Here is a 23954-nt window from a genome sequence, read left to right as displayed (position 1 = left end):
TGTGGTGATGACGACAGGTGTGGTGACGGCGGGCACAGTGCTGTGGGAGCCGCCGGCGGACGTCCGGGAGACCTCCCGGATCGGGGCCTATCTCGCTTGGCTGGAGTCCGAGCGGGGCCTCGTCTTCGCCGACTACGCCGCGCTGTGGGAGTGGTCCGTCACCGACCTGCCCGCCTTCTGGCAGTCCATCTGGGACTGGTCCGGGGTGGTGTCGCACACGCCGCCGACGGCCGTGCTGGAGGCCGAGGGCATGCCGGGGGCGCGCTGGTTCCCCGGAGCCACGCTCAACTATGCCGAGAACGTGTTGCGCATGCCGGGCATCGCCGACGACGAGACGGTCGTTCACGCGTACTCCCAATCGCGCGAACCGGTCACCCTGACCGCCCGCAGCCTTCGGGAAGAGGTCCGGCGGGTCCGTGCCGGGCTGAAGGCCCGGGGGGTCGGCAAGGGTGACCGGGTCGCCGCCTATGCGCCGAACATCCCGGAGACCTACGTGCTGATGCTCGCCACGGCGAGTCTCGGCGCGATCTTCTCGTCGTGCGCGCCGGAGTTCGGTGCCCGCAGCGTGATCGACCGGTGGATCCAGATCGAGCCCAAGGTGCTGGTCGCCACCGATGGTTACCGCTACGGCGACAAGGACATCGACCGGCGCGGCGAGATCACGGCGATCCGGGAGGCGATCCCGTCGATCGAGCACGTGGTCACCATCGGTTACCTCCACCCGGGCGGCGACTGGGCGGAGCTCGATGGTGCCGATCCGCTGGAGTTCGAGCCGGTGCCGTTCGACCAGCCGCTCTACGTGCTCTACAGCTCCGGCACCACCGGCCTGCCCAAACCGATCGTCCACGGCCACGGCGGCATCCTGCTGGAGCACCTCAAGATCCTGGCGCTGCACCACGACCTCGGCCCCGGCGACCGGTTCTTCTGGTTCACCACCACCGGCTGGATGATGTGGAACTACCTGGTCAGCGGCCCGGCCGTGGGTGCCTCGATCGTGCTCTTCGACGGAAACCCCGGCTGGCCCTCGCTGGACACGCTGTGGGACCTGATCGACACCGCCGGGATCACCTATTTCGGCACGTCGGCGCCGTTCCTGCTGGCCTGCCGCAAGGCCGGCCTGGAGCCGCGCAAGGCACTCAAGGGCCTCGGCTCGACCGGCGCGCCTCTGCCACCGGAGGGCTGGGCCTGGGTGTACGAGGCGGTCAGCCCCGATGTGCAGCTGGTCTCCCTGTCCGGCGGCACCGACGTGTGCACCGGCTTCGTCGGCGGCGTGCCGCTGCTGCCGGTCCGGGCCGGTGTCATCACCTGTCGCGTCCTGGGCGCGCGGGTGGAGGCATTCGACCCGGTGGGCACGCCTGTCGTCGGTGAGCTCGGCGAGTTGGTGATCACGGCGCCGATGCCGAGCATGCCGGTCGGGTTCTGGAACGACCAGGACGGCTCCCGCTACCGCGAGGCCTACTTCGACGTCTTCCCGGGTGTCTGGCGGCACGGCGACTGGATCACCGTCGACCCGGACGGCAGCTGCGTCATCACCGGCCGCTCCGACGCCACCCTCAACCGGGGCGGTGTGCGGCTCGGGACGGCCGAGTTCTACTCGGTGGTCGAGGGGCTGCCGGAGGTCGCCGACTCGCTCGTCGTCCATCTCGACAGGCCCGACGACCCCAACGGCGAACTGCTGCTGTTCGTGGTGCCGGCCGAGGGCGTCGAGCTGGACGCCGCGCTGCGCGCGCGCATCGCGAAGGAGCTGCGCGGTTCGCTCTCGCCCCGGCACGTGCCCGACGCCGCCTATCAGGTACGGGAGCTGCCGCGCACCCTGTCCGGCAAGAAGCTGGAGGTGCCCGTGAAGCGGATCCTCACCGGCACCCCGGTGGAGTCCGCGGCGGCCAAGGGAGCCCTGGCCAACCCGGACTCCCTCAACGCTTTCGCCACGCTTTACGCCGAGCGGGTCACGCCAGCGTCAGAGTGACCTTCTCGGTGTCGGCCCGCGCCGCGGTCTTCGACTCGTCCAGGTTGGCGCAGAGCACGATCGAGGCGCCGGCCACGAGCGGGGCGAGCAGCCAGTCGTTCGCGTCCGGATAGCGCGCGGTGTCGATCAGCACCCGGGCGCCGGGCTCGATGCCGAGCTCGGCGGCCCGCTCGGCCGCCGCCTCGATCACCTCCTGGTGGCTGAACTCGACATAACCGGCGAGGGCCCGGTCGGCCGACCCGACCGGCTCGCCGCGGAAGTGATCGCCGTGGTTGCGGACCTCGGTGACGTAGTCGGCGTACCCCTCGGGCAGGGTGCGCAGCGGCATGGCCAGCGGGAGCAGACCTGTCACATAGCGGTCGAGGGTCGACCAGCCGGCCGCCCCGTCGAGCAGCCCGGGGGTGGTGAAGAGCGCCTCGACCGGCTGCGGGTCACCACCCAGATCAGCGGCCAGGCCGGCCGCCGACACGCCGAGCAGCAGCGCGGCGGTCTGCCAGTGCGGCGGCAGTACCAGGGCCACCGTGTCGCCGTGGCCCAGGCCGACCCCGTCGACCAGCAGGTTCGCGGTCTTCGCCACCCAGTTGTCGAGAGTCGTGCCGGACAGCTCGGTCCGGTCACCGGTGGCATCGTCGTACCAGGTCAGCAGCGGGGCGGCGGGGTCACGCCCGACCGCCTTCGCGAAAACCTGCGGGATCGTCGTGTTCATCGCTTCACAGCGTAGGCGGATCACGGACAGTAGTGGCCTTGGAAGGAGCGCAACGATCGGCAGTGTCGCGGGCACCTTCGCGAAGCCTTCCCGGCGTACCCTCGAACCGTCGGTGGTGTCGTCGCCGTACAGGTATGGCAGAACCACCGCATCGGTACGTCAGAGCTGCCAAGGAGATGCCTCGTGACCCCCGGTCGCCCCCCGCGAGTGCTCGTCGACGCCACGAGCGTCCCCGCTGACCGAGGTGGTGTCGGCAGATACGTCGACGGTCTCCTCGGAGCTTTGGGGCAGCAGAGCCCCGGCCGTGTCGAGCTGGCCGTCGTTTCCCAGCGATCGGATGCGGAGCGTTACCGCCGCATGCTGCCCGGTGCCGAGGTGATCCCCGGCCCGGCGGCGATCGTCCACCGGCCGGCCCGCCTGGCCTGGGAGCAGACCGGTCTGCCGCTGCTCGCCCAGCAGGTCGGGGCGGATGTGTTGCACTCGCCGTTCTACACCTGCCCGCTGCGGGTGGGCTGCCCGGTGACGGTCACGGTGCACGACGCGACTTTCTTCACCGAGCCGGAGCACTACGACAACACGAAACGGACCTTCTTCCGCAGCGCCATCAAGACGTCGCTGCGCCGGGCCGCCCGCGTGATCGTGCCGAGCAAGGCCACCCGCGACGAGCTGATCCGCCTGCTCGACGCCGACCCGACCCGGATCGACGTGGCGTATCACGGTGTCGACCACTCGGCTTTCCACACGCCGGCCGAGGACGAGAAGGCGCGGGTCCGGGCCCGGCTCGGCCTGGGTGACTCGGGCTATGTCGCGTTCCTGGGTGCCAAGGAGCCCCGGAAGAACGTGCCCAACCTGATCCGCGGCTGGGCCCGGGCGGTCGCTGACTGGCCGCACCCGCCGGCCCTGGTGATCGCCGGTGGTCAGGGGCACGACGACGACATCGACCGCGCGGTGGCCGAGGTCCCGCCCCACCTGCGGCTGCTGCGACCAGGCTATCTGCGGTATGCGGATCTTCCCGGCTTCCTCGGCGGCGCCCTGGTGGCCTGCTACCCGTCGTTCGGTGAGGGATTCGGCCTGCCGATCCTGGAGGCGATGGCCTGCGGTACGCCGGTGCTCACCACGCCGCGTCTGTCGCTTCCCGAGGTCGGTGGCGACGCTGTCGCATACACGACCGAGACCCCCGAGCGGATCGCCGAGGACCTCGCCGACCTGCTGCACGACGAGGATCGCCGCCGCACTCTGGCCAAGGCCGGCTTCGATCGGGCGAAAGAGTTCACCTGGGAGTCCAGCGCGGAGGTACATGTAACAACGTGGAATCGGGTTGCATCTTGATCATCTACTAAACTTTCCGCGCATGAGCGACGAACAGGCCGTGTTGTACGGAGTGGTTCTTGCCGGGGGCACCGGAACCCGTCTCTGGCCACTGTCCCGCGCCGGTCATCCCAAGTTCCTGCATCCGCTGACCGGCACCGAGGCCTCCCTGTTGCAGGCCACGGTGGACCGGCTGGACACTCTTACGTCCCCCGATCGGGTGTTCGTGGTGACCGGCGTGGCCCACGCGGCCGCGGTGTCCCGGCAGCTCGCGGCGATGCCCGAGGAGAACGTGCTGGTCGAGCCGTCGCCACGCGATTCCTGCGCGGCGATAGCCCTGGCCGCCGCGGTCATCGCCCGCCGCGATCCGGAGGCCATCATGGGCTCCTTCGCGTCCGACCACCTGATCGCCGACAAGGAGGCCTTCGCCGCCGTCATCCGGCAGGCGATGACCGGTGCGCGCCAGGGTCTGCTGATGACCCTCGGCATCACACCGACAAGGCCCGAGACGGGGTACGGCTACTTGCAATGCGGTGCCGCGGTCGGCGACGGCCCGCTGGTCAAGGTCGACGAGTTCAAGGAGAAGCCGTCGTACGACGTGGCCGAGAGCTACGTGAAGTCCGGCAACTACCTGTGGAACGCCGGGATGTTCGTGTGGCGGGTCGACGCCTTCCTGGCCGAGCTGCACCGTCAGCAGCCGCAGCTCGCCGCCGGTGTCAGCCGGATCGCCTCGGCGTGGGGGACCGCCGACCAGGAGGTCGTCATGGGCGACGTCTGGCCGACACTGCCGAAGATCTCCGTCGACTACGCGGTGATGGAGGGCGCGGCCGCCGTCGGCCGGGTCGGCACGGTACCCGGCGACTTCGGGTGGAACGACGTCGGCGACTTCCACACGCTCGGTGAGGTGCTCACCGCCGACCAGTCCGGCAACGTGGTCGTCGGCCACGACACCGGCGAGGACCAGCCGACCGTGCTCCTGCGCGAGACCGAGGGCCTGGTCGTCGTCCCGTCGTCCGGCCGCCTGGTCGCCGCCATGGGCGTCCGCGACCTGGTCATCGTCGACACGCCCGACGCGGTGCTGGTGTGCCCGCGCGAGCGTGCGCAGGAGGTCAAGCAACTGGTCGACCATCTGAAGGAGCTCGGCCAGCACGGCTACATCTAGTCCGGTCCCGCCCGCGCACGGATGTGACCGCCGACCGGCAGGCGCATCCGTCCGCGGGCGGCGCTGTCCATGAAGTGGATCGGAGCAGCCACCGGAGGCGCGCCGCCGGCGGGTGCGGTCACCGGAGGCGGGCTGACGGCGGGTGCGGTCAGCGGAGGCGGGCTGACGGCGGGTGCGGTCAGCGGAGGCGGGCTGACGGCGGGTGCGGTCAGCGGAGGCGGGCTGACGGCGGGTGCGGTCAGCGGAGGCGGGCCAGGGCCGGAGCGATCTGCTGGACCGTGCCCGAGGCCAGCGGTGACGGCAGCGCGTCCGGGTGGAACCACTTCAGGTCCGACGACTCGTCGCTGATGCGCTCGACGCTGCCGGCCGGGGCCCGCAGCAGGAACCGTACGTCGTAATGCACCGACGGCTCGGCCGGAGCGCCGTCCCGCGGGCCGCACCTGACCTCGTGGATGTCGATGTCGATCGGCGTGGGGTCGAGGATCAGGCCGGGGATGCCGGACTCCTCGGTCGCCTCGCGGAAACCGGCCGCGGCGAGCGTCGCGTCGCCCTCCTCGCAGTGGCCGCCCAGCTGCATCCACAGGCCGAGCCGTCCGTGCAGGCACAGCAGGACCCGCCTGTCGTCGCCGACGATCAGGGCGCTGGCCGTGACGTGGCCGGCCCGGTGGGCGCGGGTCATCGCGACCGGGCCGTCGGCCAGAAGGTCCAGGGTGCGCTTGCGGGCCAGTTCGGCGTCGGCGGAGGTGGCCGTCCAGGTGCTCAGCACGTCGACGGTGTTCTCGTAGAGGGCGCTCATGCCGATTCTCCGTAGTTCAGGGTGACGCCCTCGTCGTCGATGACCGCGGTCGTCTCGATGCCCTCGGCCGCGAGGGCGGCCCGCAGACGATGAGCCTCGGTTCCGGTGCGGATCAGCGCGGCCGCCCCGCCATGGGACGGCGTGAGACGAAGGCTGCCCGGCCGCCGCTCGACCCGGGCGGTGAGCAGGTGCTCGACGCTGCCGAGAGCCCTCACCACGGCCGCCGAGACGGCCGGGCCGCCGGAAGGGGAGACGGGGGCGGCCGAGCCGGTGGAAGGGCGGGCAGAGATGGCCGGGTCGGCGGGGGCGGAGGTGGCCGGGTCGGCTGAAGGGGCAGCGGGAAAGGCTGGGCCGGCGGGAGGCGACGTGAGCGTGGCGGCGGCCCGTAGGCCGGCGGCTCGGGCCTCGGCGGTGCCCAGGCTGAACATGTCGCTCTCGGCGTCGCGGATCAGCACCGCGGCTCCGGAACCCTCGCCGGAACGGGGATAGCCGCGCACCACGGCCACCGGCACCCGGTCGCATTTGCCCTTGACCAGCTCGGCCGCGGCCGCCAGCTCGTCGACCACCGCCATCTGGGTCAGCGACAGCTCGTTGCCGTAGGGGTCGACCTGGCCGCGATGGTCGAGCAGCGCCTCGATCCCGGCCGCGCCCAGCGCCACGTCGGTCAGGCCGTTGCGCCACGCCCGGCCCATCGTGTCGGAGACGACGATCACCACGTCCAGCCCGCGGGCCAGCAGGTCGGTGCGCAGCCGGCGAGCCGAGGCGTCCGGGTCCTCGGGCAGCAGCACCAGATGGGTCTTGTCCACGTTCGACGCGTCGATGCCGGCGGCCGCCATCACGAAACCGTGGTGGGTCTGCACGATCGACGTGGGACCGCGGCGGGCCACCACCCGGGCCGTCTCGCCGGCGAGCACCCGCTCCCGGGCCTCGTCACGCTCGGGGCCGTCGGCCGGGACCTCGACCAGGCGGCCCTCCGCCTTGGACACGATCTTGCTGGTCACCACGAGGACGTCGCCGTCAGCGATCCAGGGTGCCGCGGTGACGATCAGATGGGCCAGGTCGTCGCCGGCGGTGACGTCGCCGATCCCGCGGACCGGGAGGATCTGGAGACCGTCGAGCGGGCTGCCGGTCATCGGGCCAGGTCCAGAGCGTCGGCGACCATCCGGGCGGTGGTCTCCTCGTCGCGCATCCACAGCGGCACCGCCCGGGTCCGCACGCCGGGCACCTGCGCGCCCTCGTCGGACGTGTCGATCAGCCAGCCGTCCAGCAGGCCGCCGTCGGCGCGTGGACCATACATCCGGCCGACGCCGGCCGCGCTCACCTCGACCTCCAGGGTGGCGAGGCACTTGTCGGCCATCCCGCGGACCGGGGAGCCGCCGATGATCGGGGACACGCCCACCACCGGCGCCGAACCGCTCGTCACCGCCTCCCGCAGCGCGGGCACGGCCAGGATCGGCGCGATGCTCACCACCGGATTGCTCGGGGCGACCAGGATCACGTCGGCGGCGCCGATCGCGTCGACGACACCCGCGCCCGGCTTGGCGGTGTCGGCGCCCCGGAAGACGAAGTTGTGCGTCGGCACGTCGCCGCGGTGGCGGACCCACCACTCCTGGAAGTGGATCGCCTTGCGCTCGCCGTCGACGTCGACGACCACGTGGGTCTCCAGGCGGTCGTCGGTGGCCGGGAGCATGGTGATGCCGGGCTGCCAGCGCTCGCAGAGGGCCGCGGTGACCGCGGAGAGGGGATAACCGGCGTTCAGCATGGTGGTGCGCACCAGGTGGGTGGCGGTGTCCTTGTCACCGAGACCGAACCAGGACGGCTCCACCCCGTACTTCGCCAGCTCCTCCTTGACCACCCACGTCTCACCGACCCGGCCCCAGCCACGCTCGGGGTCGGCGGCGCCGCCCAGCGTATACATCACCGAGTCGAGGTCGGGACAGATCTGGAGGCCGTGCATCCGCACGTCATCTCCGACATTGACGACCGCCGTGACCTCGGCGCCGATCGCCCGGGCGTGAGCACGCACGCCGACGAGGAAACGGGCACCACCGATGCCCCCGGTAAGGACCACGATCCGCATGGACCCATCCTCCCGCACCCGCGCCGTCCCCTCGGCCGGCGGGTATCGGTTTACTCTGTGCCGACTTCGATCTACCGCACCGGGAGCAACCGTGACCACACCACAGCAGCCGGATCCGGCCGCCGCGAAGACCGTCGGGCAGTTCCTGAGGCCCCTGCGTGACCTGGCCGCCTACGCCCTGATCGCGGCGCCCGCCGTGTTCCTCTTCGTGGCCGTCATCAGCCTGTTCGGGGACGACTTCACCTCGCGGACGCGGTACAGCTTCGGATCGTTCGTCAACCTGGAGATCGTCTTCTTCCCGCTCGCGGCGGTGCTCTTGTCGCTGGGTGTCAAGCCGGTCCACCCGAAGGCGCGGCTGATCACCATGGTCGCGCTGGGGGAGTACGCGGTGGCGTCCTTCTTCGGAGTGATCTTCGGACTGCTTTTCGGGGTGAGCGGGATCGCCGCCCAGGATGCCGCGGCCGCGTTCAACGCGCTGCTGGTCCGGGTCGCGTGGCTCACGGTTCTCGGTGTGGCCGGTTACGCGATCCTGCAGATCTGGCTCGGTTTCTACCCGACGGTCAAGCCGCAGCCGGGTGTGTACGGCCAGCCCTACCAGTACGGCCCGCCGCCCGGATACGGTCAGCAGCAGCCCTATGGCGCCCCCGCGCCCGGCCCGGTCCCGCCGGGTACCCCGACGCCCCCTCCGGTCGCCACACAGCCGTTCAGCGTGCCGCCCGCGCCCTACGGGCAGTACCCGGCCGTCCCGCCGCCCGCCTGGGGCGCCGCGCCGACCCCGCCGCCGGCCGTGCCCTATGCCGAGCCCACCCAGCCGGTGCCGCCGCCGGTCCCGTCCGCCCCGCCGGCCCCGCCGGTCCAGCCGCCGTCCGACCGGACGGAGGTGCTGCCCGAGGGTCGTCCCGGCTTCGGCCCGGCCGCCCAGGATCCGCCGCGCCAGTGACCGCCACCCGGCCCGGAGGGTGTCCCATGACACGTTCCGGGCCGGCAGCCGTAGCAGCAGTCGAAACGATTCCGGCCTAGGCTGCTTTGCGTGGTAGAGGTCAACGTGGAACCCGTACCGACCGAGGCGAGCATCCGCCGCGCTCTGCGCCGCGCCGCCGACGGTAAAGCGATCGACGCCGATGAGGCCGTGGCGCTGCTCACGGCCCGCGACGTTCAGTTCGACGAGCTGCTGGCGATCGCCGGTGGCATCCGGGACGCCGGCCTGCGCGAGGCCGGGCGGCCGGGCGTCGTCACGTACTCCCGCAAGGTCTTCATCCCTCTGACCCGGCTCTGCCGGGACCGGTGCCACTACTGCACGTTCGCCACCGTGCCGCACAAGCTGCCGGCGCCGTTCCTGGAGCGCGACGAGGTCCTCGAGATCGCCCGCCAGGGCGCCGCGCAGGGCTGCAAGGAGGCGCTGTTCACCCTCGGTGACCGGCCGGAGGAGCGGTGGCCGGCGGCCCGGCAGTGGCTCGACGAGCGGGGGTATGACTCGACCCTCGACTACGTGCGGGCCTGCGCCATCGCCGTCCTCGAGGAGACCGGCCTGCTCCCGCACCTCAACCCGGGGGTGATGAGCTGGGCCGAGCTGCAGCGGCTCAAGCCGGTCGCGCCGAGCATGGGCATGATGCTGGAGACCACCGCCACCCGGCTGTGGTCGGAGAAGGGCGGGCCGCACTACGGGTCGCCCGACAAGGAGCCCGCGGTCCGTCTGCGGGTGCTCGAGGACGCCGGCCGGGTCGGTGTGCCGTTCACCACGGGCATCCTGATCGGTATCGGGGAGAACCTCACCGAGCGGGTCGACTCGCTCTTCGCGATCCGCCGGGTGGCCCGGGAGTTCGGGCACATCCAGGAGGTGATCGTGCAGAATTTCCGCGCCAAGCCGGACACCGCGATGCGCGGGATGCCCGACGCGGAGCTGCGCGAGCTGGCCGCCACGGTGGCGGTGGCGCGGATCATCATGGGCCCGCGGGCGCGCATCCAGGCCCCGCCCAATCTGATCGACGACGAGTTCTCGCTGCTCCTGCGGGCCGGGATCGACGACTGGGGCGGTGTCTCCCCGGTGACACCCGATCACGTGAATCCGGAGCGTCCGTGGCCGCAGATCGACCTCCTTGCCGAAAAAACGGAAAAGTCCGGGTTTGTCCTGCGAGAGCGCCTGACCATCTACCCCGAGTACGTCCGCCGGGGTGACGAAGGCTGGCTCGACCCGCGTATCAAGAGCCACGTGGCCGCGCTGGCCGAGGACGACGGGTTGGCGAGGATCGGGACGAACCCGACGGGGCGAAAGTGGCAGGAGCCCGACGAGGCGTTCGGCGGTGGTCGTGTCGATCTCTTCAAGAGCATCGACGAGGAGGGTCGCACCGAGGACCGCCGCTCCGACTTCGACGACGTCTACGGCGACTGGGACGAGGTGGCCGCCCACGTCAAGAGCGCCCCGGCGACCATGCCGACCGACGTGCTCGCGGCTCTCAAGCTGGCCTCGGAGGATCCGGCGGCTCTGCTCCTGGAGAAGAACGAGGACAAGGCGATGGCGTTGTTCAACGCTGACGGCCCGGCCCTCGACGAACTCGCCCGGATCGCCGACGACCTGCGGAAACAGGTCAACGGCGACGACATCACGTACGTGGTGAACCGCAACATCAACTTCTCGAACGTCTGTTACGTCGGCTGCCGGTTCTGCGCGTTCGCCCAGCGTGAGAAGGACGCCGACGCGTACCGGCTGTCGGTGGAGCAGGTGGCCGACCGTGCCGAGGAGGCGTGGCGCGACGGCGCGTCCGAGGTTTGCATGCAGGGCGGCATCGACCCGAAGATGCCGGTCACGGCCTACGCCGACCTGGTTCGCGCGGTGAAGCAGCGAGTGCCGGGGATGCACGTCCACGCGTACTCCCCGATGGAGATCGTCACCGCCTCGGCGAAGGCCGGTGTGTCGCTGCGGGAGTGGCTGACCGGACTGAAGGAGGCGGGTCTCGGCACCATCCCGGGTACGGCGGCCGAGATCCTCGACGACGATGTGCGCTGGGTGTTGACCAAGGGCAAGCTGCCCACGTCGACGTGGGCCGAGGTGGTGACGACCGCGCACCAGGTCGGCATCCGGTCCAGTTCGACCATGATGTACGGCCACGTCGACCACCCGCGCCAGTGGCTGGGCCATTTCCGGGTGCTGGCCGGCATCCAGGACGTCACCGGTGGCTTCACCGAGTTCGTGGCGCTCCCGTTCATCCACACCAACGCGCCGATCTACCTCGCCGGTATCGCCCGTCCGGGTCCGACCTGGAGGGAGAACCGGGTCGTGCACGCGATGGCCCGGGTCCTGCTGCACGGCCGGATCGACAACATCCAGTGCTCCTGGGTGAAACTCGGCGATGAGGGTACCCGCGTGATGCTCAACGGAGGTTGTAACGACCTGGGGGGCACTCTCATGGAGGAGACGATCTCGAGGATGGCGGGTTCGGAGCACGGTTCTGCCAGGACGGTCGCGGAGTTGAAGGAGTTGGCGGCGTCCGCGGGGCGTCCGGCGGTGGAACGCACCACGGTGTACGGACGGCGCTGATCGGGGTACATGATCCATTCGGCGGACCCGGGTCGGGGGACCCGCTGCCGCAAGGTCACAAAACGGGTTAAATTGGACGCGAGGGTCCGGCTTCGCGTTACCTTCCGGCGGCTTGGAGCGATAGGGCTGAAACAGGCCTGTCATCCGCTCCCCAGTGGTGCGGAAACGGGCCCATTTAGCAGGTTCGGCTTGACGACGCACGTCTTACACGCGTGTAATTTTGGTGGGGTTGTGGGGACGATGTGGCACAAAGGCGTCGTACCCACAAAAACACGCCGCGTGCGTGGGGGGTCAGCGCTGGCTTCGTGCCGGCGCGGAATTTGGAGGCACGCCGATGGAAGCGACGCAGGTTGAAGGGGTAGACCTGCTCGGGGACGCGCCCGAGTGGCAGGAGCGGGCGCTGTGTTCACAGACCGATCCCGAGGCTTTCTTCCCTGAGAAGGGCGGCTCGACGCGCGAGGCCAAGCGCATCTGCGGCCGCTGTGATGTGAAAGCCGAGTGTCTGGAGTATGCGCTGGGCCACGACGAACGTTTCGGGATCTGGGGTGGACTGTCCGAACGTGAACGTCGCAAGTTGAAACGACGCGTGGCCTGAGCAGACGTCAGGCCAGCTCGTCCGGATCCACCCCGAGCAGGTTGGCAACCTGCTCGATGATCACGTCGTGGACGAGGTCGGCGAGGTCCTCCCGATCCATCGCCCGGAACTCCAGCGGGCGCCGGTAGAGCACGATCCGCGGCGGCAGCTCATGCCGCCCGGGCCGTCCCGGCAGGAGCCGGGCCAGGGGCACCTCGCCGTCCTCGAGCACGTCCGAGTCGTAGACGTTCAGCTCGGGCGGCACGTCCTCGACGGCGAACTCCACGCCGGCCAGCTCCTTGGCGTAGCGGCGCTCCAGGCTCTCGACGGTGTCCAGCACCAGGTCGTCGAAGATCTCCGCCTTCGTGCGGGCCAGTGGGACGGTCGCCGGCACCAGGCGGCCGCGCAGTCCCCGTCCGTGCCGGTCCCGCCGTGCGGGATGACCCGGACCGGTGCTGCGCGTCGCCTTGCCGTCGGTCCGGCGGCGTTCAGGACTGGTCGTCACGCGGCCAGCGTATCTCCACTCGGCCGGAGTACGTGGTCAGCCCGATCGCATCGTGTGTCCGCGCCGTTAATTCGCCCCAACGGGTCGGCGTTTACAACGACCATCGCCGAATCGTGACGCGCTCCGGTCGGCGTGTCGCGAGGCAACACGACCCAGAATCGCGAACGGGGAGATAAGTTGCCGCCGTGAGGTCACCACGGCGTTGTTCCCGGAACGGCTGTCCCCGGCAGGCGGTCGCCACGCTGACCTACGTCTACGGCGATTCCACGGCCGTGGTCGGCCCCCTCGCCGCGTTCGCCGAACCGCACACCTACGACCTGTGCGAGACGCACGCGCGCAGCCTCACCGCCCCCCGAGGCTGGGAACTCGTCCGCCACGACGGCGACTTCGCACCCCCGCCCCCCACCACCGACGACCTTGTGGCACTCGCCGAGGCCGTCCGCGAAGCCGCCCGGCCGATCGCTCCGCGCCCGGACGACAACGACCACACCCCCGGTCACCAGACGGGCCGCCGCGGTCATCTCCGGGTGATCCCGCCCTCGCACTGACCCTTTTCCGGTACGGGCCACCCCGCCCTCGACCGCAGACGAGCCCGTCCCGGGCTACCCCGCGAGGTCTCCGGCCCGTCCGGCCCGCCAGCGCGTCTTTCGGGCTGAGGCGGTCCCTCACCGAGAACCCGGCTGGTCTTTCCTGCTGTCCCGGGCCGGGTGAGAGCCGGCCGTCAGGTCAGGGCGACGAGCTGGAACCGCTTGCGCAACCAGGGCAGCAGCGTGCGGTAGGCGTCGATGGTGGCCGGCTGTGCATAGTCGTGGGAGAGGACGATCGAGCCCGGGCGGGTGTGTTTCTTCACCGATCGGATGATCTTGTCGCGGTGGGAGTTGAGGGACTCGGTCCGTGGCTGGTCCCAGTCACGGGGGTCGACCTTCCAGTAGATCGAGTGCATGCCCATCTCGGCCGAGATCCGGACCAGGGCCGGCGTGAAGTTGCCGCCGGGCGCGCGCATGTAGCGGATCTTCGCGTTCGGGACGGCGGCGCGGATGGCCGCGTTGGTGCGCTCCAGATCGGCGCGGATGGCCTGATGGGAGCGCTTGCCGAGTTTGAGGTCGTGGTTCCACGAGTGGTTGCAGAAGCTGTGGCCGCTCTTGGCGATCGCGCGCACCAGATCGGGGTGGCGTCGCGCCTGGGTGCCGACCAGGCAGAACGTGGCCTTGGTCTTCTCCTTGGCCAGGAGTCTGAGCAGCTTGGGGGTGAGATCGGGGTCGGGCCCGTCGTCGAAGGTGAGCGCGACTGCCTTGGATCCGGTCGTCATGAGGCTGCCGGCCGGCCCGGTCTTGCCCTTGGGCTTGACGATCGGGACGCTCTCCGTCCGGCCCTTCGGCGGCTGGGACGCCGGGGTGGCGGAGGGCTGGGGTGCCGGCTCCGAAGTGGTCACTGACGGTGATGTCGGCGGCTCGGCGGGCGAAACACTCGGCGCGGGCTGGGCCGTGGTGGTGGCCGCGGTCGCCTGGCCGACCAGACCCGTCATGATCAGGGCAATGCTGATCGCGAAGGCCTTGCGGGTGTGCGACAGCCGTATCAAGAGACCTCCCCAGGTCGGTGTGGCGACTGCCGAGGATGCCTCGAATCGGCGCGGGTCGCCACTACCGTGTGTTTGGTTGGCGCGAATCCGGTAATGCGTCAAGTTTCGCCGCAGATCGATCGCGGTGCGCCGATGGGGTCGGTCAAGGTGGTAAATGTCTCGAATGTCTACCCCGGTGGTGGGCGAGGCCCGGTAGGCCCCGCCCACGAACGGATTAGCCGAGTTCCTCCAGCTCCTGTGTCGTGAGCAGGCGGGAGCGGATGAGGAACCGGACGCCCTCGGGCGCCTCCAGCGAGAAGCCGGAGCCGCGGCCGGGGACCACGTCCACCGTCAGGTGCGTGTGCTTCCAGAGTTCGAACTGACTGGCCGACATCCAGAACGTGATGGGCTCCGGCACCCCCTCGATCGCCAGAGACTGCAAGAGCACGTCGGATCCGCCGGTACGGAACTCGCCCTCCAGGTAACACATCGGCGAACTGCCGTCGCAGCAGCCGCCGGACTGGTGGAACATCAGTGGGCCGTGCTGCCCCCGCAGCTGCCGCATCATGTCGGCAGCCGCGGGAGTCACGTCAACCCTGGTCGCGCCCATGGCCTAGAAGAACCCGAGCGCCTTGGGCGAGTAGCTGACCAGCAGGTTCTTGGTCTGCTGGTAGTGGTCGAGCATCATCCGGTGGTTCTCCCGCCCGATGCCGGACTGCTTGTAACCGCCGAACGCCGCGTGCGCCGGGTAGAGGTGGTAGCAGTTCGTCCACACCCGCCCGGCCTTGATCGCCCGCCCGGCCCGGTACGCCTGGTTGCCGTCCCGCGTCCAGACGCCGGCGCCCAGCCCGTACAGCGTGTCGTTGGCGATTTTGATCGCGTCGTCGAAGTCGCCGAACGGTGTGACCGAGACCACCGGCCCGAAGATCTCCTCCTGGAAGATCCGCATGTTGTTGCGGCCCTCGAAGATCGTCGGCTGCACGTAGTAGCCGCCGGCCAGGTCGCCCGGCATCTCCGCCTTGGCCCCGCCGACCAGGGCACGCGCGCCCTCCTGCCGGCCGATGTCCAGGTAGGAGAGGATCTTCTCCAGCTGGTCGTTGGAGGCCTGCGCGCCGACCTGGGTGTCGGTGTCCAGCGGGTTGCCCTGCTTGAGGTTCTCCACCCGCTTCACGCCGGCGGCCAGGAAGTCCGAGTAGTGGCCCTGCTGGATCAGCGCCCGGGACGGGCAGGTGCAGACCTCGCCCTGGTTGAGGGCGAACATCGCGAAGCCTTCGAGCGCCTTGTCGAAGAAGTCGTCGTCGGCCCGGCTGACGTCCTCGAAGAAGATGTTCGGGCTCTTGCCGCCGAGTTCCAGGGTGACCGGGATCAGGTTCTCCGAGGCGTACTGCATGATCAGGCGACCCGTGGTGGTCTCGCCGGTGAACGCGACCTTGGCCACCCGGCTCGAACTGGCCAGCGGCTTGCCCGCCTCCACGCCGAAGCCGTTGACGATGTTCACCACACCGGCCGGGATCAGGTCACCGATCAGCGAGAACAGGTAGTGGATCGAGGCCGGGGTCTGCTCGGCCGGCTTCAGCACCACCGCGTTGCCGGCGGCCAGGGCGGGCGCCAGCTTCCAGACCGCCATCAGGATCGGGAAGTTCCACGGGATGATCTGCGCGACCACGCCGAGCGGCTCGTGGAAGTGGTAGGCGACAGTGTCCTCGTCCAGCTCGCCCGCGGTGCCCTCCTGGGCGCGGATGACGCCGGCGAAGTAGCGGAAGTGGTCGATCGCGAGCGGGATGTCGGCGGCCAGCGTCTCCCGTACCGCCTTGCCGTTCTCCCAGGCCTCGGCGACCGCGAGCTTCTCGAGGTTCTGCTCCATCCGGTCGGCGATCCGGTTGAGGATGTTGGCGCGCTCGGTCGGGGAGGTGCGACCCCAGCCGGGCGCGGCGGCGTGTGCCGCGTCCAGGGCCTTCTCCACGTCGTCGGCGGTGCCGCGGGCGACCTCGCAGAAGATCTGCCCGGTCACCGGGGACGGGTTGGTGAAGTACTGACCCTTGGCCGGCGGGACGTACTCGCCACCGATGTAGTGGTCGTAGCGCGACTGGTAGCTGACGATCGAGCCCTCAGAACCGGGCGGGGTATAGATGGTCACGGTCTCGCCTCCTCATTTGGGGCGGACCCTAGTTACGGCCACGTTGCAGCAACGTTGCACGCGTATTCCCGGTTCAGTGCGGCGACCCGGCGGGCGGCCATCGGGTCGGCGGGGGCCAGTGCGGCGTACGCCTCCCACAGGTCCAGGTCGTCGCTGCCCCACGGGCTGTTCAGCCAGGTCTGCAGCAGCCGCCGGTCGCCGGCCTCCAGGATCGCGGCGCGCAGCCGGTCGTCCAGCAACCGGCGCAGGCGGACGATCCCCGGCGCGTCCGAGGCCGGCAGCAGCGGGCCGGGATAGGCGTCCACGGCCTCCCCGGTCCGCCCGGCGTCCAGCAGCCGGGCCACCGTGCCGAAGTCCGTCGTCAGATCGGCACGCAGCCGGTAAGGCCGGGAGTCGAGCAGCTCCGGGCCCAGGATGCGGCGCAGGCGGGACAGCTCGGCGCGGACCGTCACCGGGTTCACGTCGTCGCCGTACAGGTCGACGGCCAGCTGCTCGCCGGTGCGGCCCTCCGGGTGCACGGTGAGCAGGACCAGCAGCTCCGAGTGCCGCCGCTTGAGCCGTTGCCGGTCGCCGCCGGCCGCGAGCAGGGCCTCGTCCCGGCCGAGTGCCGCGACCTGCGGTTTCCGGGGGATCTGCACGACCTGACGCAGGTACGCCTCCGCGGCCAGCGCCGTGGCCCGGACCAGGGCCAGGCTGTGCGGGTTGGCCAGATGGTCCCCGCCGGTGACGTCGATGGCCCCGAGCAGCCGGCCGGTGCCGGGATCGTGAACCGGGGCCGCCGCACACGTCCACCGCTGGACCGGATGGGTGAAGTGCTCGGTCGCGAAGATCTGCAGCGCGTGGTCGACGGCGAGCGCGGTGCCCGGCGCGTTCGTCCCGGCGTGCGCCTCGTCCCAGCGGGCGCCCGGCACGAAGTTCATCGAGGCGGCGCTGCGCAGCGTGGCCGGATGCCCCTCGACCCAGAGCAGACGGCCGTGCGCGTCACAGACCGCCATCATGTGATCGCCGTCCTCGGCCAGGCCGCCCAGCAGGTCCCGGAAGATCGGCATGACCCGGGCCAGCGGGTGCGCCGACCGGTACGCCTCCAGATCGTCGTCGGCCAGCTCGATCGGCGCGGTGCTGTCCGCCCCGATGAAGGCGGCCGACCGTGCCCAGGAGTCGGCGACCACCGGCCGCATCCGGTCCGGGCGCAGTTCCCCGGCCAGGAACCGCTCGTGGGCACGACCGATCAGCCGGATCCGCTCGGCGGGGTCGTCTCCGGGGGTCAGCGCGAGCCACGGGTTCACCGGCAGCACCTCCAGCCCCCATCGTGACCCGCGTCACGCCAGGTGACAACAGTCCCTACGCTGCGGGCCGTGCAACCCTGGCCCCGTACCGAAGAAGAAGCCCTCGCCGTGCAGGACGCGTTGCGTTCCCGCGTGGTCGTCGAGGACGGTCCGGCGCTGCCGGCGACCGTCGCCGGCCTGGACATCGCCTACTCGGCGGATGATTCGCGCCTGGCCGCGGCGGTGGTCGTGCTGAACACCGCCGATCTGTCGGTCGCCGACACCGCCGTCGTGCGCGGGGTGCCGGCCTTCCCGTACGTCCCGGGGCTCTTCGCCTTCCGGGAGGTGCCCGCGCTGCTCGACGCCCTCGACCGGCTGACCGTCCGCCCCGAGGTGCTGATCTGCGACGGGCACGGCCTGGCCCACCCGCGCCGCTTCGGCCTCGCCGCCCACCTCGGCGTACTCACCGATCTCCCGTCGTTCGGCGTCGGCAAGACCCGGCTGGTGGGAGACTGGGAACCGGTCGGTGCGGAGCGGGGCGCCCGGTCCGCGCTCGTCGACGCGGGGGAGACGGTCGGTGCCGTGCTGCGCACCCAGACCGGGGTCAAACCCGTCTTCGTCTCCGTCGGGCACCGGATCGGCCTGGACCGGGCCTGTGCGCTGACACTCCGCCTGGCCCCGCGTTTCCGGTTGCCGGAGACCACCAGGGTTGCGGACCGTGCTTGCAGGGATCATCTGAGTTAACCACCCGGCAGTGCGGTTAAAACGTGGGAGTACCAGGCACTCCGCTACCCTCGGGGCCAAAGGGGACTTTCCTGAGGAGTGAGTGGTGACTGATCTGTCGCAGATCATCAAGGCGTACGACGTGCGGGGGATCGTCCCGGACCAGTTCAACGAGACGGTGGCCCGGGCGATCGGCACGGCGTTCGTGGAGATGTTGCGGGAGTCCGGTGACGAGCCGGACCAGATCGTGATCGGCCACGACATGCGGGAGTCCGGTCCCAGCCTGGCCGCCGCCTTCGCCAACGGGGCCAACGCGGCCGGTGCCGCCGTGATCAACATCGGTCTGGCCTCGACCGACCAGCTCTACTACGCGTCCGGCGCGCTGAACCTGCCCGGCGCGATGTTCACGGCCAGCCACAACCCCGCGGAGTACAACGGGATCAAACTCTGCCGGGCCGGCGCCCGCCCGGTCGGCCAGGACAGCGGTCTCGTCGTCGTCCGGCAGCGCGCCCAGCAGCTGCTCGGCGACCTCAACGCGGAGGCCGACGGCCCGTCCCGGGTCGAGCAGCGTGACGTCCTCAAGGACTACGCGGCCCACCTGCGGTCGCTCGTCGACCTCTCCGGCATCCGGCCGCTCAAGGTCATCGTCGACGCGGGCAACGGCATGGGCGGCTACACCGTCCCGGCCGTCCTCGGCGACCAGGTGCTTCCCGCCCTGCCGCTGACCATCGCGCCGCTCTTCTTCGAGCTGGACGGGTCGTTCCCCAACCACGAGGCCAACCCGCTGGACCCGAAGAACCTGGTCGACCTGCAGAGGGCGGTCCGCGAGCAGGGCGCCGACATCGGCCTGGCCTTCGACGGCGACGCCGACCGCTGCTTCGTCATCGACGAGAAGGGCGACCCGGTCTCGCCGTCCGCGATCACCGGTCTGGTCGCCTCCCGTGAGCTGGCCAAGTTCCCGGGCAGCACGATCATCCACAACCTGATCACCTCGGCCGCGGTGCCGGAGATCATCACGGAGAACGGTGGGAAACCGGTCCGTAGCCGGGTCGGCCACTCCTTCATCAAGGCCGAGATGGCGTCGACCAACGCCGTCTTCGGTGGTGAGCACTCCGCCCACTACTACTTCCGCGACTTCTGGTTCGCCGACACCGGCATGCTCGCCGCCATGCACGTGCTCGCCGCGCTCGGCGGCCAGGACCAGCCGCTGTCGGAGTTCGCCGCCGAGTACGAGCGGTACGTCGCCTCCGGTGAGATCAACTCCACGGTGGCCGACGCGAGTGCCAAGATCGCCGAGGTGCGGGCCGCCTTCCCGGACGCCTCGGTGGACGATCTCGACGGCATGACGTTCCAGGTCGGCGACCGTGCCTGGTTCAACCTGCGGGCGTCCAACACGGAGCCGTTGCTGCGGCTCAACGTGGAGGCCCCCGACGCGGACCGGATGGCAAAGCTACGTGACGAGGTCCTGGCCATCGTTCGTGGATAGGATCGCCTCGACCTAGTTCTTTCGCGGCGATTAGGAGTAGCTCGGTGGCGCTCGATCAGCAGTTGCTGGAGATTCTGGCCTGCCCGGACACCCATCACGCGCCCCTCGAGTACGACGCGGGCGCGCAGACGCTGACGTGCACCGAGTGCGGCCGGATCTTCGACATCCGTGACGACATCCCGATCCTGCTCCTCGACGAGGCGCGCGAGCCGGGGCCGGCCACTCCGGCCGCCGCGGCCCCGGCCGACACCGAGGCGGAGCCGGCCCCCACCCGGGGGCCGGCCTCGCGCTCGGCCGGTCCGCTGGCCGACGCCTCCGTCGAGAAGCCGGGTGACGACGCGTCCTCCGCTGCTTCCGCGCCGGGCGCCGGTGCCTCCGTTTCTCCGGATGCGCCGGCTTCCGCAGATGCTCCGGTTTCCGCGGGTTCGCAGGTTTCCGGGGATGCGCCGGTTTCCGCGGGTTCGTCGTCCTCCGCCGCTTCGGATGCGTCGGCTCCCGCCGCTTCCGCGGACGCGCCGGCCTCCTCTGCCGTGAAGTCGGACGAGGACGCGCCCCCGGCCTCTGTGGGTGCCGGGGACGCGGCGGCCTCTTCGGACTCGGCTGACAAGGAGTCCAAGTGATGGCGGGCCCACGGGGCGGCGCCGGGGTCAACGGACACCGGATCGCCGATGAGTCGCTGCTCAACGACGAGAAGACGATGCTCGACAACGACCCGGGCGGCATGCTCCGGGCCACAGCCTCGGCGGGTGCGCAGGTGCGCGAGTCGGCGGCGCTGGCCGCCGAGGTCGACCTGACCATGCTCGCCGACGAGGGCCGGCCGCGTGCCGTCGTCGTCGCCGGCATCGGCACCGCCGGCCTGACCGGCAGCATCCTGTCAACGGTGGCCGGGCCCCGCTGCCCGGTGCCGATCATCGGCCACCGCAGCGCCGGTGTGCCCGGCTGGGTCGGCGCGGCTGACGTGGTGATCGCGGTCTCCGCCTCCGGCCGCAGCCCGGAGGCTCTCGCCGCGGCCGAGGCGGCACACCGTCGCGGTGCGCGCCTGGTCGCCATCGGCAATCCCGGTTCCGAGCTGGAGGCGCTGGCCGAGCGGGCCCGTGCCCCGTTCATCGGGGTGCCGCGCCGGGCTCCGGCGCGGGCGACGCTGTGGGGCCTGACCATCCCGGTGCTGTTCGCCGGGCGTGCGCTGGGCATCGCCAAGCTGGCCGAGGCGGACATCGCCGAGACCGCGACCAGGCTCGACGCCGACGCCGAGCGTTGCCGTGCCGGTGCCGACTCCTTCGTCAACCCGGCGAAGGCGCTGGCCCTCGGCCTGGCCGGTTCGGTGCCGATCGTCTGGGGCTCCTCACCCCTGGCCACCGTCGCGGCCCGCCGTTTCGGTGACACGCTCGCCGCCAACGCCCGCTACCCGGTGATGGCCGGTGCGCTCGGTGAGGCCGGTCGTGGCCGCGTGGGCCTGCTCGACGGCGTGTTCGGTGGCCTCGCCGAGACGTCACGCGACATCTTCGCCGACCCGGACGACGAAGACGACGAGCAGGCGCTGACCCGGCTCCGGCTCGTGGTCTTCCGCGACGGCGGCCTCAACCCGGAGGACGACGCGGACGAGCCGGTCGCCGTCGAGGAGCGGCGGGCCGACGCCATCCAGACGATCGCCGACCGTCGTGGGGTGCGCTGCGACGTGCTCACCGCCGAGGGCGGCTCGACCCTGGAGCGCCTGGCCTCACTGGTCGCGGTGCCCGACTACGCCTCGCTCTACCTGGCGCTGGCCCACGGCCTGGACCCGATGGCGGTGCCGGCGATCAGCGAGATGAAGGAACTCGCGAACCCGCTCCCCGAGGGCCTCTGACACCCGGCGTCCTCGGACGCCTTCACCGGCGTGACCCTCGGACCCCTTTCGCGGGGCTCCGAGGCGCGGTGGTTGTCGAGGTGCGGTGGTCCTCGGGCCGGTTCCCGGGGGTTTCGGGGCGCGGTGGTTGTCGAGGTGCGGTGGTCCTCGGGCCGGTTCCCTGAGGGCTCCGGGGCATGGCGGTTCGCGGGTGCCTTCGAGGCGTCGCGAGCCGTAACCGGCGCGACCCCCGGTCGCGCCGGTTAGCTGCTAGTTTGCCGGGTATGACCGTGTATCCCTTGACCGGAGTCATCCGGCCGTACGCCTGGGGGTCCCGAACCGCGATCGCCGAACTCCAGGGCCGCCCCGCCGGTGACGGGCCCGAGGCGGAGCTGTGGCTCGGCGCGCATCCCGGCGACCCCTCCACCGTGCCGGGCCCGGACGGGCCGGTCGACCTCGTCCACCTGATCGGGGACGATCCGGCCGGGCAACTCGGCGACGACGTGCTGCGGACGTTCGGGGCGCGACTGCCGTACCTCCTGAAGGTCCTCGCGGCCGGGGCCCCGCTGTCGTTGCAGGCACACCCCGACGCCGAGTACGCGAAGATGGCCTACGCCCGGCAGGAGGCCGATCCGGCCGCCCCGAAGAACTACACCGACGCGTACCACAAGCCCGAGATGCTGGTGGCCCTCACGCCGTTCGAGGCGCTCTGCGGCTTCCGTGACCCGGCCGTCGCGGCCGCGGTGATCGGCGAGCTGGGCCTGCCCCGCCTGGAGCCGGTGGTGACCGCGCTGCGCGGCGACGATCTGGCCGAGGCGGTACGCCTCCTGCTCACCTGGCCCGCCGGCGACCGGGACGCGCTGATCGACGAGGTGGTGGCCGCCGCCCGCGCGGTTCCACCCGGCCATGAGCATGCCGACTCGTTCACGCTCGCCACCGATCTGGCCGCCCACTACCCGGGCGATCCCGGGGTGCTCGTCGCGCTGCTGCTCAACCTGGTGCGGCTGGCCCCCGGCGAGGCCATCTGGATGCCCGCCGGAAACCTGCACGCCTACCTCAACGGGCTCGGCGTCGAGCTGATGGCCGCCAGTGACAACGTGCTCCGCGGCGGCCTCACCCCGAAACGCGTCGACGTGGACGAGTTGCTGCGTGTCCTGCGGTTCGAGGTCCTCCACGATCCGCTGCTGCATGCGACGACGGTCGAGCCGGGCGTGGAGACATGGGCGGTGCCGGTGGGTGACTTCGTCCTCTACCGCATCGAACTGGACGGGACACGCCCGCCGATCGAGGTGCCCGCGAAGGGCCCGCGGATCGTCCTGTGCACGGAGGGCACCGTGTTCGCGGGACAGAGCGAGGACGGCACCCCGGTCGAACTCGGTCCCGGCACCGCGGCCTACGTGCCGGCCGGTGCGGGCGCGATCAAGGTGGCCGGCACCGGTCGCCTCTTCGTGGCCGCGGTCCCTGGCTGAGGAGCGCCGGTTCCCGGGCGAGGAGCGTCGCCGCAAGCTGAGGAGCGCGGTCCTCGGCTGAGGAATGCCGCCCCTTTGGCTGAGGGGCGCCGTCTCGGCTGAGCGGCTGCCGGGTGGGCCGAGTAGCTGCCGGCCGCGCTGAAAGCGCCGCCGCGCGGTCACTGTCAGCCCTGGCGAGGGTCACCGTTTGGCGTCTCGCGGTGACGCTTCGACGTTCGGCGGTGACGCTTTGTATGGCAAAGCTGCCCGAAATTTCTGGAAATAACTTGACATGGTGGTTGCAGAGTGTGAATCTAAGAGCACGCAGCGTCATTGGTGATCGGGGGGTCCCACGGACGCGCGCGGTACCAAACCGGGGGGATGAACGGGGCGGCGGGTTTCGACCTGTCGCCCCGTTCGCTATCCGGGCCCGGCAGCCCCTGGGTGGGCTCGCCGCCGGTTCGGGCGGGCGTCACGGCGCGGCCACAGAGCGCCAGCCGTAGCCGACGAAGGCCATCCGGTCCGGCTGGGGTGCGTGGGCTACGGCTCGCGAGCGGAGAGGTCGGCCAGGGCGGCCAAGACCATGCGGGCGGTCTCGGCCGGGCGCCGCAGCACGTCGTCGGCCGTGAACCGGAGCTCCGGCCAGGTCTCCCGAGCGCGGCCACATGAACCTTCTCCGGGCTGTCGCCGACGCCCCACAGGAACGCCGCGCTCGGGCCGCTGACAGCGGTGTGGGATGGGAGTGCCCGGCCCAGGCAGGCCTTCGCCCACCGTGAGGTCGCCAGCCGTCACTGCGGGGGCGGCTCAGGTCGTACCAAATCGGGGTTTTCGGGGTGAAGCTCGTCTTAGAGTGAACCGCTCGCTTCGGACAGCCCTAGGGGGA

At 70.9% G+C, this 23954-nt stretch carries 20 protein-coding genes and 1 pseudogene; 12 read left to right on the top strand and 9 right to left on the bottom strand.

Annotated elements, in window-relative coordinates:
- Positions 1-7 precede the first annotated feature (7 nt).
- Positions 8-1966: an acetoacetate--CoA ligase gene (locus ACFO0C_RS38015; RefSeq protein ID WP_378071633.1), complete on the top strand. Its 1959-nt coding sequence runs from the start codon at positions 8-10 to the stop codon at positions 1964-1966.
- Here ACFO0C_RS38015 and ACFO0C_RS38010 read toward each other — a convergent pair.
- The gene (locus tag ACFO0C_RS38010; RefSeq protein ID WP_378071632.1) at positions 1947-2672 is read right to left on the bottom strand and encodes a TIGR03089 family protein; all 726 of its coding nucleotides are present in this window, start codon (positions 2670-2672) and stop codon (positions 1947-1949) included. The genes ACFO0C_RS38015 and ACFO0C_RS38010 overlap by 20 nt on opposite strands.
- Positions 2673-2855: 183 nt before the next feature.
- Between ACFO0C_RS38010 and ACFO0C_RS38005 the strand changes: the two genes are divergently transcribed.
- Both ACFO0C_RS38005 and ACFO0C_RS38000 read left to right on the top strand, forming a co-directional pair.
- Complete coding sequence (locus tag ACFO0C_RS38005) at positions 2856-4001, top strand: glycosyltransferase family 4 protein (protein ID WP_378071631.1); 1146 nt, start codon at positions 2856-2858, stop codon at positions 3999-4001.
- A gap of 40 nt (positions 4002-4041) precedes the next feature.
- Complete coding sequence (locus tag ACFO0C_RS38000) at positions 4042-5142, top strand: mannose-1-phosphate guanylyltransferase (RefSeq protein WP_378071706.1); 1101 nt, start codon at positions 4042-4044, stop codon at positions 5140-5142.
- Positions 5143-5380: 238 nt separating this feature from the next.
- Here the strand turns inward: ACFO0C_RS38000 and ACFO0C_RS37995 are convergent, their stop codons facing one another.
- From ACFO0C_RS37995 to cofD, 3 genes are read right to left on the bottom strand one after another with little or no spacing between them, the layout of a single operon-like run.
- Positions 5381-5938, bottom strand: coding sequence for an NUDIX hydrolase (locus ACFO0C_RS37995; protein ID WP_378071630.1), 558 nt, complete (start codon positions 5936-5938; stop codon positions 5381-5383).
- Positions 5935-7071, bottom strand: coding sequence for a coenzyme F420-0:L-glutamate ligase (locus ACFO0C_RS37990; protein ID WP_378071629.1), 1137 nt, complete (start codon positions 7069-7071; stop codon positions 5935-5937). The genes ACFO0C_RS37995 and ACFO0C_RS37990 overlap by 4 nt, the downstream gene beginning before the upstream one ends.
- Positions 7068-8018, bottom strand: coding sequence for a 2-phospho-L-lactate transferase (cofD, locus tag ACFO0C_RS37985; RefSeq protein ID WP_378071628.1), 951 nt, complete (start codon positions 8016-8018; stop codon positions 7068-7070). Before cofD ends, ACFO0C_RS37990 begins: the two co-directional genes overlap by 4 nt.
- Before the next feature lie 91 nt (positions 8019-8109).
- Here cofD and ACFO0C_RS37980 point away from each other — a divergent pair, with 91 nt between their 5' ends.
- The 3 genes from ACFO0C_RS37980 (at position 8110) to ACFO0C_RS37970 (ending at position 12148) form a co-directional block, all read left to right on the top strand.
- A complete protein-coding gene (locus ACFO0C_RS37980; RefSeq protein ID WP_378071627.1) occupies positions 8110-8958 on the top strand; it encodes a hypothetical protein in 849 nt (282 codons plus the stop codon).
- Positions 8959-9063: 105 nt separating this feature from the next.
- Positions 9064-11553, top strand: coding sequence for a bifunctional FO biosynthesis protein CofGH (locus tag ACFO0C_RS37975; protein ID WP_378071626.1), 2490 nt, complete (start codon positions 9064-9066; stop codon positions 11551-11553).
- 334 nt (positions 11554-11887) lie between these two features.
- Positions 11888-12148, top strand: a complete 261-nt coding sequence (locus tag ACFO0C_RS37970) for a WhiB family transcriptional regulator (protein WP_093618567.1) — start codon at positions 11888-11890, stop codon at positions 12146-12148.
- 7 nt (positions 12149-12155) lie between these two features.
- Here the strand turns inward: ACFO0C_RS37970 and ACFO0C_RS37965 are convergent, their stop codons facing one another.
- Positions 12156-12632 (bottom strand): metallopeptidase family protein, encoded by a 477-nt coding sequence (locus tag ACFO0C_RS37965; RefSeq protein ID WP_109599658.1) that lies wholly within the window; start codon positions 12630-12632, stop codon positions 12156-12158.
- A 185-nt stretch (positions 12633-12817) separates the two neighbouring features.
- Between ACFO0C_RS37965 and ACFO0C_RS37960 the strand changes: the two genes are divergently transcribed.
- Positions 12818-13180: a DUF3499 domain-containing protein gene (locus ACFO0C_RS37960; protein WP_378071625.1), complete on the top strand. Its 363-nt coding sequence runs from the start codon at positions 12818-12820 to the stop codon at positions 13178-13180.
- 173 nt (positions 13181-13353) lie between these two features.
- Here the strand turns inward: ACFO0C_RS37960 and ACFO0C_RS37955 are convergent, their stop codons facing one another.
- From ACFO0C_RS37955 to ACFO0C_RS37940, 4 genes are all read right to left on the bottom strand, one after another.
- Positions 13354-14211 (bottom strand): polysaccharide deacetylase family protein, encoded by an 858-nt coding sequence (locus ACFO0C_RS37955; protein WP_378071624.1) that lies wholly within the window; start codon positions 14209-14211, stop codon positions 13354-13356.
- A 214-nt stretch (positions 14212-14425) separates the two neighbouring features.
- Positions 14426-14800 (bottom strand): DUF779 domain-containing protein, encoded by a 375-nt coding sequence (locus tag ACFO0C_RS37950; RefSeq protein WP_378071623.1) that lies wholly within the window; start codon positions 14798-14800, stop codon positions 14426-14428.
- A gap of 3 nt (positions 14801-14803) precedes the next feature.
- On the bottom strand, positions 14804-16327 hold the full coding sequence (gene exaC, locus ACFO0C_RS37945) for an acetaldehyde dehydrogenase ExaC (protein WP_378071622.1): 1524 nt from the start codon (positions 16325-16327) through the stop codon (positions 14804-14806).
- A gap of 32 nt (positions 16328-16359) precedes the next feature.
- The gene (locus ACFO0C_RS37940) at positions 16360-17613 is read right to left on the bottom strand and encodes a GAF domain-containing protein (RefSeq protein ID WP_378071621.1); all 1254 of its coding nucleotides are present in this window, start codon (positions 17611-17613) and stop codon (positions 16360-16362) included.
- Positions 17614-17682: 69 nt separating this feature from the next.
- Here ACFO0C_RS37940 and nfi point away from each other — a divergent pair, with 69 nt between their 5' ends.
- The 5 genes and pseudogenes from nfi to manA all read left to right on the top strand — a co-directional run bounded on the left by nfi (position 17683) and on the right by manA (position 23092).
- Positions 17683-18336: a deoxyribonuclease V gene (gene nfi / locus ACFO0C_RS37935; protein ID WP_378071620.1), complete on the top strand. Its 654-nt coding sequence runs from the start codon at positions 17683-17685 to the stop codon at positions 18334-18336.
- 85 nt (positions 18337-18421) lie between these two features.
- Positions 18422-19801, top strand: a complete 1380-nt coding sequence (locus ACFO0C_RS37930) for a phosphomannomutase/phosphoglucomutase (protein WP_378071619.1) — start codon at positions 18422-18424, stop codon at positions 19799-19801.
- A 44-nt stretch (positions 19802-19845) separates the two neighbouring features.
- Positions 19846-20013, top strand: a pseudogene (locus ACFO0C_RS37925) (Trm112 family protein); the annotation flags it as partial.
- Positions 20014-20420: 407 nt separating this feature from the next.
- On the top strand, positions 20421-21644 hold the full coding sequence (locus ACFO0C_RS37920) for an SIS domain-containing protein (protein ID WP_378071618.1): 1224 nt from the start codon (positions 20421-20423) through the stop codon (positions 21642-21644).
- A gap of 263 nt (positions 21645-21907) precedes the next feature.
- The gene (gene manA, locus ACFO0C_RS37915; protein ID WP_378071617.1) at positions 21908-23092 is read left to right on the top strand and encodes a mannose-6-phosphate isomerase, class I; all 1185 of its coding nucleotides are present in this window, start codon (positions 21908-21910) and stop codon (positions 23090-23092) included.
- Positions 23093-23954 lie beyond the last annotated feature (862 nt).

This window comes from Actinoplanes subglobosus, from assembly GCF_042650585.1.
Classification (GTDB): Bacteria; Actinomycetota; Actinomycetes; order Mycobacteriales; family Micromonosporaceae; genus Actinoplanes; species Actinoplanes subglobosus.
Note: the sequence above shows the minus strand (reverse complement) of the source record. Positions and strands in the feature narration are given on the sequence as shown.